This is a genomic window from Psychrobacter sp. Ps6 (genome assembly GCF_022129235.1).
Taxonomy (GTDB): domain Bacteria; phylum Pseudomonadota; class Gammaproteobacteria; order Pseudomonadales; family Moraxellaceae; genus Psychrobacter.
Genome location: NZ_JADQAI010000004.1, coordinates 224955 through 244888 on the forward strand (window position 1 = coordinate 224955; position 19934 = coordinate 244888).

Below are 19934 nucleotides of genomic sequence, written 5' to 3' on the forward strand. Positions count from 1 at the left end.
GTTTTTAGGCATTGACCAAGGCGATTTGTGAATATTCAACACGCCCTAGTCATGCTATCATAACGCCACTTTATATCGTATTCTCCTTTATGTGCAGCAGCTGTTGCATTTTTTAGAGCAATCATAAAACAACAAACCAGTAAAGAGGGTAGTTATGTCGACACAGAATCAGGCAACTCGTACCGAAAAAGACACCATGGGTAACGTAGAAGTCCCAGCTGATGCTTATTGGGGCGCGCAAACTCAGCGTAGCCGCGAAAACTTCAAAATCGGTGGCGAGACATTGCCGCGTCCGATGATTGAAGCGATGGCACTGGTCAAAAAAGCCGCTGCGATTACCAATGCAAGCCTAGAGCGTATCGAAGGCGACAAGCGTGATCTTATCGTACAAGCCGCTGACGAAATCATCAATGGTGGTCTGGTCGATCAGTTCCCATTAGTCGTATGGCAGACAGGTTCTGGCACTCAGTCAAACATGAACATGAACGAAGTCTTAGCCAATCGTGCCAACGAAATTGCGGGTTCTGAGCGCGGTAGCTACACGCCAATTCACCCAAATGACCATGTCAACCATGCACAGTCTACCAACGACAGCTTCCCAACAGCAATTCGTGTGGCGGCTGCTCGTCAGATAAACAGCTTGTTGATCCCAGCAGTCCAAGCATTGCGCGATACATTGGATAAAAAGGCAAAAGAATTCGATAACATCGTAAAAATCGGTCGTACACATTTACAAGACGCGACGCCTTTGACTCTAGGCCAAGAGTTCAGCGGCTATGTAAGCCAACTTGACCACGCGTTAACTCGTATCGACAACGCGCTACAAGGTCTATATGAATTGCCACTAGGCGGTACGGCGGTTGGTACTGGTCTAAACGCCCATCCTGACTATGCCGTAAAAGCAGCTGAGCAACTAGCGACTTTGACTGGCTTGCCATTCGTCACGTCACCAAACAAATTTGAAGCGCTAGCGGCTCGTGATGCCGAAGTATTTGCGTCAGGTGCCCTAAAAACGCTAGCCGCTAGCTTAAACAAAATCGCTAACGATGTACGTTGGTTAGCATCAGGTCCTCGTTGTGGTTTGGGTGAGTTGACGATTCCTGAAAATGAGCCAGGCTCTTCTATCATGCCGGGTAAAGTTAACCCAACGCAGTCAGAAGCAATGACGATGGTTGTCGCTCAGGTCATGGGTAACGACACGACTATCAGCATGGCTGGCGCATCAGGTAACTTTGAGCTAAACGTGTATAAGCCAGTGATCGCGTTTAACTTATTGCAATCTATCAAGCTGCTTGGCGATGCTTGCAACAGTTTCAACGAAAATTGTGCCGTGGGTATCGAGCCAGTAAAAGACAAAATCGATGACTTCTTGCACAATTCATTGATGCTAGTAACGTCATTGAACCGTCATGTTGGTTATGAAAATGCTGCGAAAATTGCTAAGACGGCTTATAAAGAAAACAAAACTTTAAAGCAAGTGGCGGTCGAGCTAGAGCTATTAACTGAAGCGCAGTTTGATGAGTGGGTCATTCCTGCTGATATGGTACATCCTAAGTAAGTTATTTTGATTCGGTTATACGTTGACCGAATGAAACATAAAAAGCCCTACCATTTGGTGGGGTTTTTTTGTATTTGATTTTTGACAGATGTAAATTTGGTTGTTAACAGATGTTGTATATACTTTAATAATGAATTTTGAATATAATTGAAATAACTTAACTAGACAACTATGAGGAAACCATGTCAGGTATCGTCGAGATGATTTACGAAGCAAAGCGAGATAAGGACAATCTCGTAGCAACAACAGTCAGAGTGCCAAAAGAGACACAATTGGCAATTGAAGATCTTGCTGATTATTTATCTATTTCAAAACAAGAAACTATGGTCAAACTTATGGAAGCTGGTTTAGAAATAGCAGAAAATGCAAAAATAGAAGATGAGACCATGGTCAGTAGCTTCTATCTTCTAAATACTAATAAGCGATATGATGTTGACATGCATAGAAATATGTTGGATTTGGGGCATGCTGCTGCAACCTATGAACCATGGAAACTTAAAATAAACAAAATTGTAGAAGGTGATATTGTCTTTTTATATGAAAATGGTGTGGGTATTGTTGGCTATGGCAGAGGAACAGGAAAAACGCTAACAAAAGAATATCAAGGTGATGAGAGTGCGCTACATTATCAAGAATTAGCAGCGTTTAAAAGGCTCAATAGCCCGCTAAAAGCATCCACTATTAAAGATATACTAGATCGTAAAATACTGTTTCTACGCGTTATGCATAGTATGCCTGATGGGCAAAAATTAGTAGATTATATCGAAGCGAATGACTCCTAGTTGTTCGATTGGAAATAATATTCAGCTTCAAGACTGTAAAAATAAGCGTCGTTGTTGTAAAAGATGGTAAAGCAAGTAGTTCACATTAATCTAATTTTTAAAAAGTGAGGGTTTGTTATGTTCTTAGATGGTGATCATAGAGTACACGATGTATATCAAATTACGAATCAACAAAAGGAAAAAATAAAAGCCTTTTTGCAAGGTGGTGTCTATTGTTGGTGTAAGAATAGAAAAGACGAATGGTTTTCGTTAAGAGATTTGATGGGTGGTGATAATTTTCATTGGCAAGGAACGCCTTTGATTGAACTGTATGAAAAGCACAAAGATAAAGAAGATTCTATAAAATCAGCTGGTATAGATGCAGGTTGGTTATTGAAAGCTGTTATATCTGAAGATGAAAGAAGGTTTGAGACGAAAACAGAGTCGCTTATAAGAAAGTATCGTTGGGTTGATGGCAATATTTAATAGTAGGAAAAATAATTAAATACTACAAATTATTGAGTTAAGGTTGAATTAACACCTAGCGTGTTTAATATGATGTTTGATGTGAAAAAGACCTTACTACGTCATGTAGTAAGGTCTTTTTCACATCAAACATCAAACATCAAATTTCAACTAAAACTTATAAAGCAAACCAAGCGTTGTCGACGCTTCTGTACGAGAGTCTACCATTGGGCTATCGTATTGCTCATTGGGTACATAGCTCACGCTTTGATTGGCAAACCCTGCCCATTTATCATTAAAGTCGTAGTTGGCACTAACGCTGACATACGGATTCAAGCTTGAGTTAGATTTATAAGCGGCAATGCCTGTTTCCGCTGACTCTTCTTCACTGACGCCATAGTAGTATTCATTGTAGGCCGCGTCATGATACTCAAAGCCGATGCTTGGATAGACCGTCAGCTTGTTTCTCGTGATCTTGGCAAGGTAGGTTAAGCGCCCCGTATTGCCGCCACTTTGGTCCAACACATCTGTTGCAAACTGACCGCGAAACGCACCGATAGGCGTGCGACGCTGGTAGCTTATACCTGCTTCTGCGGATAGTTTACGCTCATCGAGACCTTGCAGGGCACCATTAGCATCATCAGGATCAAACGAATTCCCTGCGAGCTGCGCGTAAGCAGACAGCTGATTGACACCATCATTGATCAAATACGCACCCGCTTGAGCACCGCGCGCATAGATCCTATTATTGTCATAAAAAATGCCCGGTAGCACACGCACTTCAGTGCTGTCTTCGAGATCATAGGCTGATTTGACCGCCATGACATTGACCCCAACGCTCAATTCGGCGTCTTTGTCAGTCGGTAAGTTTTTATTAAGAAAAGGAATGGCACTAGACAGGCTAGACACACTGAGTAAAGCAGTAGCGGTTAACGTGCTCAGCATGACTCGCGTAGAGAAGTGAGGTTGTGCTGCAAGTTTTAACATAATTGGGTCTCGTGGGTGAGTAGAAATAACGGGATAGTAAGGTCAGGTAAAAACGAGCAAAAAGCGAATAAATAATCTAAATGATTAAGCTGTTATTGGTAGTTATTTAGCAATGATAGATAAGTATGAGCATTTACTCAATGGCTTTTAGCACTTGTAGTATTTGCTGATGGATATCTTGCCACCACCAGACAAAGCCAATGCTAATAATCAGCATCACAAGCCATGGTAATAGTTGCCAAATAAACGAAGGTTTAACGGGGTCTTTAGATTCGATTGTGCTGTGAGTTGTATTGTCTTTTAAGGCTAAATTTACAGCAGCAACTCTTTTCATATCACTGCCGTGCATATCTGGCATAGTCACATCACGGTTGTCTAACCTAGAGTCATTGTTATCCAATTCAGCATTTTGCTTGATCAAATCAGTATTGAGGGAAAATGATTGATCGATAGAGCTGCTGCCATAACGGTCTGAGTTATCGAGTGGCTCATTATACTGGCTATGATATTGATTATTGTCTTGGTCACCGTAGTGATAGGTGGTTTGATAAGGGTGGACACGCTGCGCTTGCTGAGTAGCGGCATTGTGCATAGCGACCGCGAGACGCTGACGGTAACCAATCGCAAAAGCCAAAGCAACAACAAGCCCTGTGATCGCGCCGCCGATATGACCAGCATTATCGATACCCGGTACGGCAAAGCCATAAACTAAGTTAATCGCCATGATAATGATCAAACTCTTGAGATTGAGCATCATGCCATTGACCGATATCTTAAACAAAGCAGCGATCAATAATGCCGCGCCAATCCCCATGATACCACCAGAGGCACCCGCTGATAGGCCGGGCTGTCCTGTACCTTCTATAATACTCTGCCATGTGACATAGTTATTGAGCAAATTGCCACCGATGGCTGCCAGTAAAAATAAGGCCAAAAACTTGGCTGAGCCAAACATCGGCTCAGCAATCTGCCCAAAAAAATACATGGCAAAGCCATTAAACAACAAATGCATGAGACCAATGTGCAAAAACGCACTACTGGCCAATCGCCATGGATCATCCATCATCGTTAAAGGTAAAGCGTTGGCACCCCATTTAACTAACGCTTCAGTTGACGGGTTATTGGCATCGACGCCCGTGACTAGCTGCATGACAAACAGCCCGATAAAGCTGGCTAATAGCAGGGTAGTGACGGGCGCTGTTTTTAATAATTGCTGAATGGTCATAAAGGCTAACTGTCATCAAAATGTTATAGAGACAGTATAAAGGGTAGGAGCAAATTATGTTATGCATAGCATAGCCAGTTTTAAACGTCGATTGCTCTACAATCAGCCGCTCTAAAAACGACCCACTTTGAGGTTCTCATACGTCCCTTTTACCAAGATATCATCCGTGACGGTATTGATATCAGTGTGTCCACAGAAAGCCATGGATATATCACACTCTTTATAGATGATTTCAAGCGCGCGGCGCACCCCATCTTCACCATACGCTCCCAATCCATAGAGAAAAGAGCGGCCAATCATCGTGCCTTTTGCGCCCAATGCGATAGCTTTTAAGACATCTTGACCAGAGCGAATACCACTGTCTAGCCACACCTCGATATCGCTGTTTTCGGCTTGTACTGCCTGTACGATATCCGATAGAGCAGAGACGGAAGACAACGCGCCATCCAATTGACGCCCACCATGGTTTGAGACCACCAGAGCGTCCGCGCCACTACGAGCGGCCATAATGGCATCTTCAGGCTCCATGATGCCTTTTATGATAAGTTTACCGCCCCACATGTCTTTGATACGCGCCACATCATCCCAGCTCAGACGCGGGTCGAATTGCTCTGCCGTCCAAGCAGAGAGTGATGACAGATCCTCGACATTCTGTGCATGACCGACGATATTACCAAATGTACGACGTTTGGTGCCCAGCATATTCTTACACCACTGCGGCTTGGTCATGAGGTTTAGAATATTGGTTAGAGTAGGCTTAGGCGGTGCGGACAGACCGTTTTTGATATCTTTGTGGCGTTGTCCGAGCACTTGCAAATCTGCTGTGAGAATAAGCGCTGAGCAATTGGCTTCTTTGGCACGGCGAATGAGGTTGGCCATGAAGTCTTTATCGCGCATGACATAGAGCTGAAACCAAAACGGCTTACTGGTATGAGTGGCGACATCTTCGATAGAGCAAATGCTCATGGTCGAGAGTGAGAAGGGCACGCCAAACTGTTCTGCTGCGCGCGCCGCATGTATCTCACCATCGGCCCACATCATGCCCGTAAACCCCGTTGGGGCGATGGCGACTGGCATCTTTACTGGCTCACCAATCATATGAGTTGCTAGACTGCGGTTGTCCATATCGACCAATACGCGCTGGCGTAGCTTGATACGGTCAAAGTCAGTCTCATTATTACGGTAAGTGGTCTCAGTCCACGAGCCTGAATCGACATAGTCGTAGAACATGCGCGGCACTTTGCGCTCAGCGACACGGCGCAGATCTTCAATATCGGTCATTTTTTCTAGATTTAGCATAGCGTTCTCACTACAAATGATGGATAGGTGAGTGGATCTTATTGCATAAGCAATTGCTGCAAATCCATTACCGAAAACGGATAGTTTAACCGCTGTGATGGGGTCAAAATGACAGGAATAGTCGTAGCAAAATCCATCATAAGCGCCTCATCGAAGTCTGCAATATCGACATTTTGATAAGTGATTGGTTGTACCGACTGAAACTGTGCAAGTATTTGCTCAGCGATATCACATAAATGACAACCAGAGGTACCAAGCAGCCACCATTGATTGCTGTTTTCATCGATATTGAGGTTTGGGCTTGCTGCGATAACACGCGCTCGTAATATTTCTATACTATTATTATGCATGGTGAGTCTCTGAGCTTAAAGTATGCCAAAAAATACTGATTATTAGGCTGTTTTGATAAAAAGTAAAAAATAGTTGGGTTATTATTACATCATAAAGAAATGGTGTAAATAATGACAGCGATTGTGAGATTAGGTAAGATGACCTGCTATCGGTCGTTACTAATGACTGCCTGTTAATAAAAGGCAATGACAGCTATTTTAGGACCATTGGTTCATAGTTGCTGTTTTTAGTTATTAGCAGATGACCTATATTACCTTATTACTTTTTTAATCACTCGGATATCGCGCATGACAAGTTTTGGCAAGTTTATCAAACGTCTGTTATTAGCTATTATGTTATTGGTTGTCGCATTCCATATTTTGGTCACCGGATTACTACTAATTTGGAAAACGCAGCCAATTAACAACAGCATGTTTATGTTGACGCATCGCCTAACGGGTGGCACGGTCACGCAGACATGGGCTGAGTACGATGCCATCGCCAAGTCTGCCAAGCAAGCAGCAATCGTGAGTGAGGACTCGACGTTTAGTCAGCACAATGGCTTTGATATTAAAGGCATCAAAGCGGCACAAAAGAAAAATGAAGAAACTGGCAAAATGTCCGCTGGTGGCTCAACCATTACGCAGCAGCTAGCAAAAAACCTATTTTTGACTTCGCATCGCTCTTATGTGCGTAAGGCGGAAGAGGCTGTCATTACTGTCATGATAGAAACGCTATGGGACAAGCAACGTATCTTGACCGCTTATCTTAATGTGGCAGAGTTTGGTAACGGTATCTATGGTATCGATGCCGCAGCGCATCATTATTTTGATAAATCTGCGGCCAATCTGAATCGAGACGAGTCAGCGCTCCTCATTGGGATGCTTACCAATCCGAAGTATTATGAAGACAATCAAGGCGACAGAGGCTTGCGTAACAAACAACGTATTATCAAAAAACGCATGAAAAACGCGGTATTACCGCAAGTGTCTTAATCTTTTAAAAGAAGCCTTAACAATAAGAATAATAGTTAATAACCTTTAAGACGATATATAAGATGATGGCGTATCGATAACGCAAAAGGAGTAGTAACGTGGTAGAGATAAATAATAATGAGAACAGTGGTGATATTAACGATATGATCGACGTTAACAGTGTCAGTGAAGATAACAATGAAAACTTTAATAAAGATATTAGCGTAAGCAGTAGCCATAATGATCTGGCCGACATCGACTGGCAACGCTCAGAAGACGGCAGCTATTCACCCAGCAGCTATATCAATCGAGATCTGTCTTTATTACAGTTCCATCTGCGTGTATTGGCGCAGGCAGCCAGCCCTCGACATCCACTGCTTGAGCGTTTATTTTTTCTGATTATATTTTCGTCCAACCTTGATGAGTTTTTTGAGATTCGTGTTGCAGGCATCATGCAAAAGCTCAATATCGGTGATGTATCGACCAGTGCGCATGGTATGCGTCCAAGCGAGGTGTTAAACGAGATCTCTGTGATCACTCACGACGCCATTAATGAGCAGTATCGCATTCTGAATGAGGATATCTTACCCGCCCTTGCACTCGAAGATATCCGCTATCTAAAACGTGATGAGCTCAATGCCGAGCAGTCCGCATGGATGAAGCGTTACTTTACTGAGCAGGTCGTGCCAGTATTGACGCCGATTAGCATTGATCCTGCGCATCCATTCCCGCGTTTGGTGAATAAAAGCTTGAACTTTATCGCCACACTAGAAGGTAAAGACGCTTTTGGCCGCGACATCAACTTGGCGATTGTGCCAGCGCCGCGCAGTCTGCCGCGTGTGATTCGTCTGCCAGATGAGCTGACGGGTGGTAAAGAGCATCATGTGATGCTATCCGCTATCATTCATGAGCATATCGGTGAGCTGTTCCCTGGTATGAGTGTGACGGGTTGTCATCAGTTCAGACTGACGCGTAATGCGGATCTGGATTTGGCAGATGATGTGGAAGATATTGCCAAAGCGCTAGAAGGTGAGCTTGAAAACCGCCGTTTCGGTGATAAGGTACGTCTTGAGGTGACAACTGATTGTCCGACGCATATCAGTGAGTACTTGCTCAATGAGTTTGAACTGCATGACAATCAGCTATATCGTGTCAATGGCCCCGTCAATCTGACGCGCCTGCTGTTTGATTTTAATATCCCAGCGCTGCGTTATCAGCCATTTACCCACGCCATACCCAAAGCATTTCGCCGAGAGATGGACAAGTCAGACAAATCGACCAGTATGTTTGCTGCCATGCGCAAAAGCGATGTGCTCGTGCATCATCCGTTTCATGCATTTTCTCCCATTATCAATTTGCTTTGGCAGGCAGCTAGCGACCCCAAAGTGTTGGCAATTAAGCAAACACTATACCGCTCAGGTACCAACTCAGAGATTGTTAAGGCACTGGCCGCCGCCGCTCGTAATGGCAAAGAAGTCACGGCTGTCATCGAGTTGCGTGCACGTTTTGACGAAGCCTCTAATATTGCCGTCGCTAACTACTTGCAAGAAGCAGGCGCAGTCGTGGTGTACGGTATTGTTGGCTACAAAACCCATGCCAAGCTCATGCTCATCGTCCGCCGTGAAGAGGATCGAATCCGCCGTTATATACATTTAGGTACAGGTAACTATCATGCTGCCAATGCCAAAGTTTATACCGATTATGGCTTGTTTAGCGCCGATCCTGATATCTCAGAAGATGTCCATAAGATATTTCAAGAGCTTACAGGCATGGGTAAGCCTGCCAATCTTAAGAAACTGCTACATGCGCCGTTTACTTTGCACGAAAAATTGATGAGCTTTATCGATGATGAGATTGCTCATGCTAAAGCAGGTAAGCGCGCTCATATTATCGTCAAAGCTAATGCGCTCACTGAGCGTCGTCTGATTGACAAATTGTATGATGCGTCGCAGGCAGGCGTCAAAATCGAGCTAATCCTGCGTTCTATGTGTTGTCTGCGTCCGCAAGTCAAAGGCTTATCTGAGAACATCACTGTACGCTCACTCATTGGTCGGTTTTTGGAGCATACCCGTATTTATTATTTCTATAATGACGGTGATGAGCGTTTGTATTGTGGCAGTGCAGACTGGATGGATCGTAATCTGTTCCATCGCGTCGAAGTCGCGTTCCCGATTGAAAACAAAAAGCTGTTTAAACAAATCTATCAGGATGGGCTACTCAACTATCTACAAGACAATACACAAGCATGGACACTGGATGGCACAGGCGTTTGGCAGCAGCTTCAGCCAGCAGCAGGTGAGACGCCACACATTGCACAAGAGCATTTACTAAAAGTAATTAATGGTGTTGAAGAGTCTAGCTAACTGATTAATTAAGGCCTATCTTTATCATTTGACCAAACACTACTTAGCCAAACACTATTTAACCAAGCAATGGTACATATCAATGCTTGGTTTTTTTGGGTAATGCGCTGTAAAAGTTACAAACTGTCTTGCAACCTCACATTTATTCACATATTGATACGGCAGCACACTGGTGCAGCTCACAATATCTTACCTATAATTGATACCAGTTCAGGCGCATTTTAATATGTTGTATCAAAAGCTTGATAACTCTTTTGTCCAAGAATGCTTGAACACATATTCATACAGCGCTACAGAACCTTTAAGGTAAATAAACAATAAAAACAAGGAATGCATTATGAGTACTACTGACAACGACAATTCAGATATCAAAAAAGCGGCTGAGCAAGCAGATGGTCAGGAAATCGAAAAGAACTTAGAAGACAAAAAGACAGCCGACGCTCCTGAGTCCCTTAATCCAGAAGAGCGTACCCCTTTTATTGACGACGAATTACGTACTGACAAGTAATAGCTGATCTAGCATTTTTAGAAAGATCAGTTCAAGTATCCAGTCAGGTAGCAATAACAAATAAAAATGCAAGGAAGACGCTATGTCCACTCCAGAAAAGACAACCACTGAAGAACAAGTAATTGTGGATGATCCAGCAGCAGTTGCACCAGAAAATCCTAGGGGAAGCTATGAAGGGCGCAAGCACGAGCCGCAGATAGATGGCCCTGAACAAGACTCACAAGAAACTGATGAGATATATGCTGATCCGCGTAAAGAAGAGAATTTACCTGCAGGCGGTAAAAATGTCTCAGACCTAAATGCTTATGATTTAAGTCAAGAAGACAATTAACCGTTGATAGCAACGCTATGCTAATCTCTTAATGATCTGAGTAATAATTATAATAACGATAAGGATAAGATAATGGAAACCAGAGATCTCGCTTTAAATGAAAGTATAACGGCAGGAACTGATATTCATGAGACAGTTGATGGCTCTCAAACGGTCAACAACCATGATGAGTTGGAAGAAAATATCACTGAAAACAAAGGCACGGATACTTTTGAAGAGGGGGTAGTCACGTCTGAGCATGTTAATAAAAACGATAACCCAGCGCGCCAACCAGATCGCCGTGATCAACCGGGTAATGGCTTTGATGACAACATCAATGAAGAGACCGTTGGTAGTGAGGCTCCAGATAGCGAAAATATCAATAATATGAATCGCTATGCCAATGTTGACAATGCTCAGACTCGAACCTTAAATCCTGATGACAAAGACTAGATCGAAATAGAGAATTGAGCAAAGAGCTATGATATTTGCGTAATTATTGACTGATATTTACATTATTTAGATAATAGTTGAAGACGCTTATAACATTGGATGGATAGTTATAATAATAGGGAGTAAGACAAATATGCCAAACGAAAAGCCCGTCACTGACGAGTATCGTCTAAAAGATGCAGATGATAATAATGGTATCGTACCAGATGACGCTCTACAAAAAGTAAATCCAGCGGCCGCAGACAAAGCAGCTGGAGATCACGATCCACATAATGTGGCTAAGAGTGATAAACAGTACGATAGCTCATTGATGGAAGATAATAAGTAAAACAATAAACACAATGATGCTTATTAATATCTGAGTACTGACATTCTTAGTATTTTTTTCTAAGTATCAATATAAAGGCACTGCAATTGTCTGAGTCGTATGCTCTGACAATTGTAGTGCCTTTTATCGTTATAATGAACTATAAGCGTATATCAGTTATAAACGTATATCAGTCAAAAGTGGATCTCAGGCAGGCGTGCCACTATGAAAGCGTAGCTCAGCGTCTGGACTATCTATTAATTCAGCTTCTACTTCTTTAAAAAACGCAACGCGCTCATCGATATTGTCATCTGATAATGACTGGGCAAGCGCAAGGTAATCCTCAAAATGGCGGCTCTCTGACTTTAGCAGATAACGATAGTATTTTGCCAAGCGCTCATCATCAATGACTTCAGCCAACGCTGCAAAACGCTCACAAGAGCGCGCTTCGATAAATGCACCGATTATCAATACATCTACCATCGCTGCTGGCTCATAAGTGCGCTTATGCTTCAACATGCCCTTTGCATAGCGACCCGCACTCAGATACTTCCAGTCCTGACCGCGCTCATTCATGATGCCTAGCACTTGCTCGTAATGCAGCATCTCCTCACGTATAAGCTGTGCCAATTTACGTTGTAAATCATAAGAGAACTCATAACGAAATATCAAATTCATCGCGGTGCCTGCGGCTTTCTTTTCGCAGTTGGCATGATCCTGAATGATCAGTGGTAAGTTCTCGATAGCGGCATCTACCCAAGCTTGCGTCGTGCGCGCACCCAAAAAATTATAAACAGGGGATAGATCTACCTTTATAGGAGTACGTAGATGCGTAATATCGACGCTATCTTCCTCTACGTCCATACTGCTTTCGTTAACGACATTTACTGGTGAAAGGGACGCTTCTTTTGCAAGATTATCATTATACATATCGTAGTGATCAGTACCATGCGCTGATGATTGTAAGGATGAGAGGTCGGGCTGGTTTATAGTCATAATCTAAAAGGGCTTTTTTATAAATGAGAGTTTAAAGCAGCTAATTTATAGATGCTTTCAAAATAATGGATTACAGTTAATACGGCTAAGTAAGTTGCCTAAATAATGGGTAGTATTTAAATCTAACTATAGATGGTAATGATTACTTACAGTTTAGTCTCAACTGAGCGTTCATTAATTTCTAGATAGTATTCATGGTCTGTAAGGCTTATATCTTATACGATATCATTATTATACAATCCCAATATTTATTTGCTAAATGGCGTTTGCTTGTTTATTTTATTATTTGATAGTAGGATGAGATTTTGCTCTTTAGCCACAGTGCCTTGCTATCAATAGCACTTAGTAGATAATGGCAAGCATTATACCAATGGCAATTCTCGTATCAAAACAGAAGGTTTATACAGTCTATTTGAGGAATGATAAAAACCTCTTTAACAAATAATTATTTATCAGCATCAAATACCATATGTAGCAATGATATCTTTTATTTTATGAATAATTGTTGATAAAAATATCGAGTCTTAAATAGTCGCTGTAGCAATTTAGTATTACCAATACTCACCAATAGATAAGGATAACAACATGGGCCAGTCTTCTAACGCCAATCGCATTCAAAAAGGCATCCTTGCCATCGACCAACAGTTGTATGACTTTATTGAAAACGAAGTGCTGCCAAAAGTTGGTGTTGATTCAGACAGTTATTGGTCAGGTTTTGAGAAGGTTATCAAGGAGTTTACGCCACGTAATAAAGCATTGCTAGAAACTCGAGACAAGATTCAAGCACAGATTGATCAGTGGCATTTAGATAACCCTGCAAAAAATGGCGAAATCGATTATCCAGCCTATAAGGCGTTCTTGCAAGAGATTGGTTATCTGCTGCCAGAAGGTGATGACTTTACGGTCAGTACGAAAAACGTCGATGACGAAATTGCTCATATCGCAGGTCCGCAGCTGGTCGTACCAGTACGTAATGCTCGTTATGCACTTAACGCGACCAATGCACGTTGGGGTAGTCTATATGATGCTTTATATGGCACTGACGTAATCAGTGATGATAACGGTCAAGAAGCGACTGGTAGTTATAATCCAACTCGCGGCGCTGCGGTTGTGGCCTATGCTAAAGCGTTCCTAGATGAGCATTTCACGCTCGTATCAGGGTCATATAATGATGTGACTGGCTTCAAGATTGCCGATGGTCAGCTTGAGGTTGTACAAGGCGATAGCACTACCGCGCTACAAGACACCAGTAAATTTATTGGTTTCGTTGGTAACGCTGAAGCGCCTACGGGAGTTCTATTAAAGAACAATGGCTTGCATGCCGAGATTCAGATCGATAGCAATCATCCAGTTGGCAAAGATGACCCAGCAAATATCAAAGACGTGCTACTTGAGTCAGCCATGACTGCAATTCAAGATTGTGAAGATTCGGTCGCTGCTGTAGATGCAGAAGAAAAAGTGGAAGTCTATCGCAATTGGCTCGGTTTGATGAATAGCGATTTACAAGAGACTTTTGAAAAAGGTGGCAAAACCCGTACTCGCAAACAAAACCCAGATCGTGAATATAATACACCTGATGGCGGCAAACTAATTTTACCGGGACGTTCGCTATTGCTGATTCGTAACGTGGGTCATCTCATGCAGAACCCCGCAATTTTGGTTGATTTAGGCAATGGTCAAGAGCAAATATTTGAAGGGTTAATGGATGGTTTAATCACGCCATTATTGTCACTCAATGATATCAAAGGCAAAAACGAGCTATCAAATTCACGCCAAGGCTCAATGTATATTGTTAAGCCAAAAATGCATGGCCCTGAAGAAGTCAAAATGGCTAATGATTTATTCAATGCATCAGAAGACTTGCTGGGTCTAGAACGCAATACGCTCAAAATCGGTATCATGGACGAAGAACGCCGTATGACGGTCAATCTAAAAGAAGCGATTCGCCAAGCAAAAGAGCGCGTTATCTTCATTAACACAGGTTTCCTAGATCGTACTGGTGATGAGATGCATACCAGTATGAATGCTGGTCCATTTGTGCCAAAAGGCGAGATGAAGTCGCAAGCATGGCAACCCGCTTACGAGCAGTGGAACGTCGATATCGGTCTAGAGACTGGTTTGCAAGGTCATGCTCAAATTGGTAAAGGCATGTGGGCCAAACCTGATGAAATGAAGGAGATGATGGACACCAAAGCGGCTCATCCTAAATCTGGTGCCAGTACGGCTTGGGTACCATCACCAACGGGTGCTACCTTGCACAGCATACACTATCATCAAGTTAGCGTAGCCGATGTACAAGACACGCTAAAATCGCGTGAGCGTGCGAGCTTAGATGATATTTTGACCATTCCATTAGCAAAGAACACCAATTGGACCGAAGAAGAGAAGCAGCAAGAGCTTGAAAACAATGCTCAAGGTATCTTGGGGTATGTGGTACGCTGGGTAGACCAAGGCGTTGGCTGTTCTAAAGTACCTGATATCAACGATGTCGGCTTGATGGAAGATCGTGCTACCTTACGCATCTCTAGCCAGCATATCGCCAATTGGTTGCATCACAACGTGGTAAGTGAGCAGCAAGTGATGGATACGATGAAACGTATGGCAAAAGTCGTCGATGAGCAAAATGCAGGTGATAGTGATTACCAGCCAATGGCAGATAACTTTGATAACTCTTATGCATTTAAAGCAGCTTGTGATTTGGTCTTCAAGGGACGTGCGCAACCTAGTGGCTATACTGAGCCATTGTTGCATCAAGCACGTCTTGATTTAAAAGCCAATGCTTAGAGAGGCCGGCTGAGCAATAAGTGTTTTAGTGTATGCCGAAGCCTAAGGCATAGTATCTAATCTTGCTCGTTTGTGACGCTAAATATGTCATAAATACGCCAGTCGATTCTTCATGAGCGCTATTTATTTATCAATAGGTAGCGCTATTTTTTTGTTCTTATTAAAAAACTTTAATACTATAAGTAATGATATTAATCAATAAAAGCGCTATCTGCTTGAGTAGATAGCGCTTTTTCTTGTGGCTATTTGGATTTTATAGACGACGTGTCATTTGATACTGTGTGTATCGAAAAAGCGAAAAAATATGTTGCAAATTATGTCAAAGTTGTTATGCTTGTACTCGAAGTATGAGTTTGGTAACGGATGTTACGCAACGGACTGATAAAGACAAAAAAGTACACGGCAGTTACGATCTTAATCCCAGTCGTGTAAATTATTGTTTTTTCATCTTACTGTAATAAAGATTCGCCACACTTGTTTCTGACTAATCTCGGTAGCCAGTTACACATTATATCTTTGAGGATTTGTGACGATACCATTATGGGCGCCAGCTAATAACAGCTTGCTCATTACTACAATTGTAAAGTGGAGACACCCCATGAAAAAACTACTTTTAGCTACAGCAATCGCAGCCCTATCTGTATCAGCAGCAAATGCAGCACCAACTGTCTATGGTAAAGCATTTTTAAGTGCTGATTATGTCAATGGTGAATTTGATTCAAACGTTAATGATGCTTTTGATCGTGATGAAGATACCGTAGAAATTAACTCATACAGCTCACGTATTGGTCTAAAAGGCTCTGAAGCAATGACTGCCAACACTGATGTTGTTTATCAGTTAGAGTATGGCGTCCGTGTTGACGGCGAAGATCGTACTTTCCAAAGCCGTGATACTTACCTTGGTGTTGTAAACAAAGACTTCGGTGAAATTCGCGCTGGTCGTAACCAATCGACACTAGATTACATCAACAACGTTATTGTTAACGAAGGTTACTGGGACAACTTAGGTAGCAACAACCTTAACAGCAACCAACAACTTGCTGGTCTAAACATGTCTGATAGTGGTCGTATCAATAACTCTATCGTCTGGAAAGCACCTAAATATAACAACCTACCGTTAAATCTAGCAGTCATGTATAGCTCTGATGCTAACGAAGACAATGGTGCTAGCGATAATGATGATGGTTACGGCGCGGCGTTGACCTTTGATCAAGGTACTGGTTATACTCTAGGTCTTGCTTATGACAAAGACCAAAACATTAATAACAGCAAGGGTGGCGGTGAGATTATCCGTGGTACGGCTACTGTAGATTTAGGTAAATATATGGCCTATCCAGTAACGCTAGGTGCTCTATATCAACAAGCTGACTTTGACTACTCTTCAGAAGACGAAAAAGGCTTGGTTCTGAGTGCGAGTATGAATTTAAACAACTTTGCTCGCCCAGCAAACGTTTATGTTCAATATAACAACACTGAAAGCCTAGATGGTAACGAAAATTCAGACTCAGATCAGATCGTTGTTGGCGGTAAGTACTTCTTTAAAGACAACGTCATCATGCATGCTTATGCTGGTTTGAACAAAGCTGACAATGTTAGCACTCAAGCTGCAGATCTAAATAACAACATGGTAGATACTGTTGGTGATGCTGAAGTATTCGCTCTCGGTACTGGCCTAGAATACAGATTCTAATATAAATATTAGAATTTGATCTAAAAAACTCATCCTTCGGGGTGAGTTTTTTTATTGTATGGCGTTTTAATAGTAGAAAAATGTTTATTATCAGCGTAAAAAATAAGAGTTTCAGATAGTTTGCATTTTTGCCCTATATTTTATGGCGTATTTTTAGTAAAATCCTTCTTTACCAATTACCGACAGAGTACTATGACCAAGTTTATATTCGTGACCGGTGGGGTAGTGTCCTCACTAGGAAAAGGTATCACCGCAGCCTCTCTTGCAGCGGTCTTAGAAGCACGTGGCGTGACTGTCACGATGACCAAAATGGATCCGTACATCAACGTCGATCCAGGTACGATGAGTCCGTTTCAGCATGGTGAGGTGTTCGTCACCGAAGATGGTGCCGAGACAGATTTGGATTTGGGTTATTATGAGCGTTTTTTACGTCACTCAAAAATGAGTAAAAGTAATAACTTTACTAGCGGCCGTATTTATCAGAACGTTTTAAATAAAGAACGCCGCGGTGAGTACCTGGGCGGTACGGTACAGGTTATTCCGCATATTACCGATGAAATCAAAAGTAAAATTTTGGCCAGTGGCGAAGGCTATGATATCGCGATTATCGAGATCGGCGGTACGGTTGGTGACATCGAATCACTTCCATTTATGGAAGCGGTACGTCAGATGCAAGTAGAGCTTGGCCGTAACAGAGCCATGCTGATGCATCTTACTCTAGTACCTTATATTGCCAGTGCCGGTGAGACCAAAACCAAGCCAACACAGCATTCTGTAAAAGAGCTGCGTTCTATCGGTCTACAGCCTGATATCTTGATTTGCCGCTCTGATCACCATATCTCACAAGATAACCGTCGTAAGATTGCGCTATTCACTAACGTTGAAGAGCGTGCGGTCATTATGTGTGAAGATGCGCAAAGCATCTATCAAATACCGCGCACATTACATGAGCAAGACCTTGATGATCTCATCTGTGAGCGTTTTGGTCTTGACGTGCCCGAAGCGGATTTGAGCGATTGGGATAAAGTGGTTGAAGCTCAGCTCAATCCTGAAGGAACAGTCACTGTTGCGATGGTTGGCAAATACGTTGAGCTACCAGATGCTTATAAATCTATCAACGAAGCATTGCTGCATGCAGGTATCACGCATAAAGTTGATGTGAAGATTGACTATATCGATGCTGAACTTTTAGAGAGTGATGAGCAGTTATTTTCTCGCCTAAACGATGCCAATGCTATCTTAGTACCAGGTGGCTTTGGTGAGCGCGGTACGATGGGTAAGATAAAAGCCATCACTTATGCTCGTGAAAATAATGTGCCATATTTAGGAATTTGTCTTGGTATGCAGTTGGCTGTGATTGAGTATGCGCGTAATGTACTTAATATCAATGCCAACTCTTCTGAGTTTGATCGTAAGACAGCTGAGCCTATCATCGGGCTTATCACCGAATGGTTAGATGAGCGCGGCGAGCTACAGATTCGCAGTGATGACTCAGACCTTGGTGGCACGATGCGTCTAGGCGCACAGCAAGCCGAATTGGTTTCTGGTAGCAAGCTAAGTCAGATTTATGGTGCTAACAATATCACTGAGCGCCATCGTCATCGCTATGAGATGAACAACCGTTATATTGAGCCATTAGAGCAAGCAGGTATGACCATCTCTGGTTATTCTGCCAAACAGCATTTGGTAGAGTCGGTTGAGATTAGCGAGCATCCATGGTTCGTTGCGGTACAGTTCCATCCAGAGTTCACTAGCTCGCCACGTGGCGGTCATCCACTATTTAACAGCTTTGTCAAAGCTGCGAAGAACCACAGCGAAGCAAAATAGTTCTCAGAATGTAGTGTACATTGAAAGCGTTTGTTATAAAAAAGACTGATCTTCGGATCGGTCTTTTTTTTGGCTCAATTTTGAGCAATGCAAATAGTTGCTCAATGATTATCGATATTGATGCTATCTAATTACGCTTGCATACTTTTTTTCATTAAGCTATCCGTTACAATAGGGGGCAGGCATATTCATAACAAGATAAGAGGTAACGGCTAAATGGAAAACCTATTAACGGCGCAATCACACATTGCACTTAACACGCCTAATAACGAGACGATCAACATTGGTAATGATCAACCCTTTGTATTATTTGGTGGGATGAACGTCTTAGAATCTAAAGAGTTGGCGTTTGAGATTGCTGAGCAATACGTTGAGATATGTGAGCGCTTGGGTATCGGCTATGTGTTTAAAGCGAGTTTTGATAAAGCCAATCGCTCAAGCCTGCATTCATACCGAGGGCCTGGACTTGCGCAAGGGATTGACTGGCTCGGACAAATCAAAGAAAAATTCCAAGTACCGATTATCACTGATGTACATGAGCCGCATCAAGCAGCACCAGTCGCTGAAGTCGTCGATATTATTCAGCTGCCTGCTTTTTTGTCGCGTCAGACGGATTTAGTCCATGCAATGGCAAAAACAGATGCCATCATTAATATCAAAAAGGCGCAGTTTTTAGCCCCTCATGAGATGCGTCATATCGTCAATAAGTGCCTAGAAGGCGGTAATGATAAGCTAATACTTTGTGAGCGTGGTAGCGCCTTTGGTTATAACAATCTGGTCGTCGATATGCTAGGTTTTGACACCATGAAGCAGATGGATATCCCTGTATTTTTTGACGTGACACATAGCTTGCAGCAGCCAGGCGCGCGTAGTGATAGTGCAGGCGGCCGCCGTGAGCAGATTACCACACTGGCACGTGCAGGTATGGCAACAGGATTGGCAGGGTTATTTTTAGAGGCGCACCCAAATCCAGAAGCGGCGAAATGTGATGGGCCATGTGCGCTGCGCATGAGCCAGCTAGAGCCTTTTTTGCGTCAGCTCAAGCAAATTGATGATTTGGTCAAAGGCTTCGATGTGTTAGATACGCATTGATACGG

Annotated in this window: 18 protein-coding genes; 13 read left to right on the plus strand and 5 right to left on the minus strand. The window is 42.7% G+C overall.

Features of this window, described 5'->3' with window-relative positions; all coding sequences use genetic code 11:
- The first annotated feature begins 154 nt into the window (after window positions 1–154).
- The 3 genes from fumC (at window position 155) to I3255_RS06845 (ending at window position 2805) form a co-directional block, all read left to right on the plus strand.
- On the plus strand, window positions 155–1558 hold the full coding sequence (gene fumC, locus I3255_RS06835) for a class II fumarate hydratase (protein WP_238038145.1): 1404 nt from the start codon (window positions 155–157) through the stop codon (window positions 1556–1558).
- Between the two features lie 182 nt (window positions 1559–1740).
- Window positions 1741–2340: a hypothetical protein gene (locus I3255_RS06840; protein ID WP_238038146.1), complete on the plus strand. Its 600-nt coding sequence runs from the start codon at window positions 1741–1743 to the stop codon at window positions 2338–2340.
- Between the two features lie 117 nt (window positions 2341–2457).
- On the plus strand, window positions 2458–2805 hold the full coding sequence (locus I3255_RS06845) for a hypothetical protein (protein ID WP_238038147.1): 348 nt from the start codon (window positions 2458–2460) through the stop codon (window positions 2803–2805).
- Window positions 2806–2955: 150 nt separating this feature from the next.
- Here I3255_RS06845 and I3255_RS06850 read toward each other — a convergent pair whose 3' ends face one another.
- From I3255_RS06850 to I3255_RS06865, 4 genes are all read right to left on the minus strand, one after another.
- Window positions 2956–3771: a MipA/OmpV family protein gene (locus tag I3255_RS06850; protein WP_238038148.1), complete on the minus strand. Its 816-nt coding sequence runs from the start codon at window positions 3769–3771 to the stop codon at window positions 2956–2958.
- A gap of 133 nt (window positions 3772–3904) precedes the next feature.
- On the minus strand, window positions 3905–4996 hold the full coding sequence (locus I3255_RS06855; protein ID WP_238038149.1) for a rhomboid family intramembrane serine protease: 1092 nt from the start codon (window positions 4994–4996) through the stop codon (window positions 3905–3907).
- A 111-nt stretch (window positions 4997–5107) separates the two neighbouring features.
- Window positions 5108–6295 (minus strand): alpha-hydroxy acid oxidase, encoded by a 1188-nt coding sequence (locus tag I3255_RS06860; protein ID WP_238038150.1) that lies wholly within the window; start codon window positions 6293–6295, stop codon window positions 5108–5110.
- A 38-nt stretch (window positions 6296–6333) separates the two neighbouring features.
- Window positions 6334–6645 carry a glutaredoxin family protein gene (locus I3255_RS06865; protein ID WP_238038151.1) on the minus strand — a complete coding sequence of 104 codons (312 nt, stop codon included), beginning with the start codon at window positions 6643–6645 and terminating at the stop codon, window positions 6334–6336.
- Window positions 6646–6933: 288 nt separating this feature from the next.
- On the opposite strand from I3255_RS06865, the gene mtgA reads away from it, so the two are divergent.
- From mtgA to I3255_RS06895, 6 genes are all read left to right on the plus strand, one after another.
- Window positions 6934–7620 (plus strand): monofunctional biosynthetic peptidoglycan transglycosylase, encoded by a 687-nt coding sequence (gene mtgA / locus I3255_RS06870; protein ID WP_238038152.1) that lies wholly within the window; start codon window positions 6934–6936, stop codon window positions 7618–7620.
- Window positions 7621–7718: 98 nt separating this feature from the next.
- A complete protein-coding gene (gene ppk1 / locus I3255_RS06875; protein WP_238038153.1) occupies window positions 7719–9962 on the plus strand; it encodes a polyphosphate kinase 1 in 2244 nt (747 codons plus the stop codon).
- A 337-nt stretch (window positions 9963–10299) separates the two neighbouring features.
- On the plus strand, window positions 10300–10470 hold the full coding sequence (locus I3255_RS06880) for a hypothetical protein (protein ID WP_238038154.1): 171 nt from the start codon (window positions 10300–10302) through the stop codon (window positions 10468–10470).
- Window positions 10471–10552: 82 nt separating this feature from the next.
- Window positions 10553–10801, plus strand: coding sequence for a hypothetical protein (locus tag I3255_RS06885; protein WP_238038155.1), 249 nt, complete (start codon window positions 10553–10555; stop codon window positions 10799–10801).
- 72 nt (window positions 10802–10873) lie between these two features.
- Window positions 10874–11233 (plus strand): hypothetical protein, encoded by a 360-nt coding sequence (locus I3255_RS06890; protein ID WP_238038156.1) that lies wholly within the window; start codon window positions 10874–10876, stop codon window positions 11231–11233.
- Between the two features lie 133 nt (window positions 11234–11366).
- Window positions 11367–11561 carry a hypothetical protein gene (locus I3255_RS06895; protein ID WP_238038157.1) on the plus strand — a complete coding sequence of 65 codons (195 nt, stop codon included), beginning with the start codon at window positions 11367–11369 and terminating at the stop codon, window positions 11559–11561.
- 186 nt (window positions 11562–11747) lie between these two features.
- Here I3255_RS06895 and I3255_RS06900 read toward each other — a convergent pair whose 3' ends face one another.
- On the minus strand, window positions 11748–12404 hold the full coding sequence (locus tag I3255_RS06900; protein ID WP_238038220.1) for a tRNA-(ms[2]io[6]A)-hydroxylase: 657 nt from the start codon (window positions 12402–12404) through the stop codon (window positions 11748–11750).
- 717 nt (window positions 12405–13121) lie between these two features.
- Here I3255_RS06900 and I3255_RS06905 point away from each other — a divergent pair.
- The 4 genes from I3255_RS06905 (at window position 13122) to kdsA (ending at window position 19929) form a co-directional block, all read left to right on the plus strand.
- The gene (locus I3255_RS06905; protein WP_238038158.1) at window positions 13122–15320 is read left to right on the plus strand and encodes a malate synthase G; all 2199 of its coding nucleotides are present in this window, start codon (window positions 13122–13124) and stop codon (window positions 15318–15320) included.
- A 598-nt stretch (window positions 15321–15918) separates the two neighbouring features.
- Window positions 15919–17010 (plus strand): porin, encoded by a 1092-nt coding sequence (locus I3255_RS06910; protein WP_238038159.1) that lies wholly within the window; start codon window positions 15919–15921, stop codon window positions 17008–17010.
- Between the two features lie 192 nt (window positions 17011–17202).
- Window positions 17203–18837, plus strand: a complete 1635-nt coding sequence (locus tag I3255_RS06915; protein WP_238038160.1) for a CTP synthase — start codon at window positions 17203–17205, stop codon at window positions 18835–18837.
- 216 nt (window positions 18838–19053) lie between these two features.
- Window positions 19054–19929: a 3-deoxy-8-phosphooctulonate synthase gene (gene kdsA, locus I3255_RS06920; protein WP_238038161.1), complete on the plus strand. Its 876-nt coding sequence runs from the start codon at window positions 19054–19056 to the stop codon at window positions 19927–19929.
- The last annotated feature ends 5 nt before the right edge of the window (window positions 19930–19934 follow it).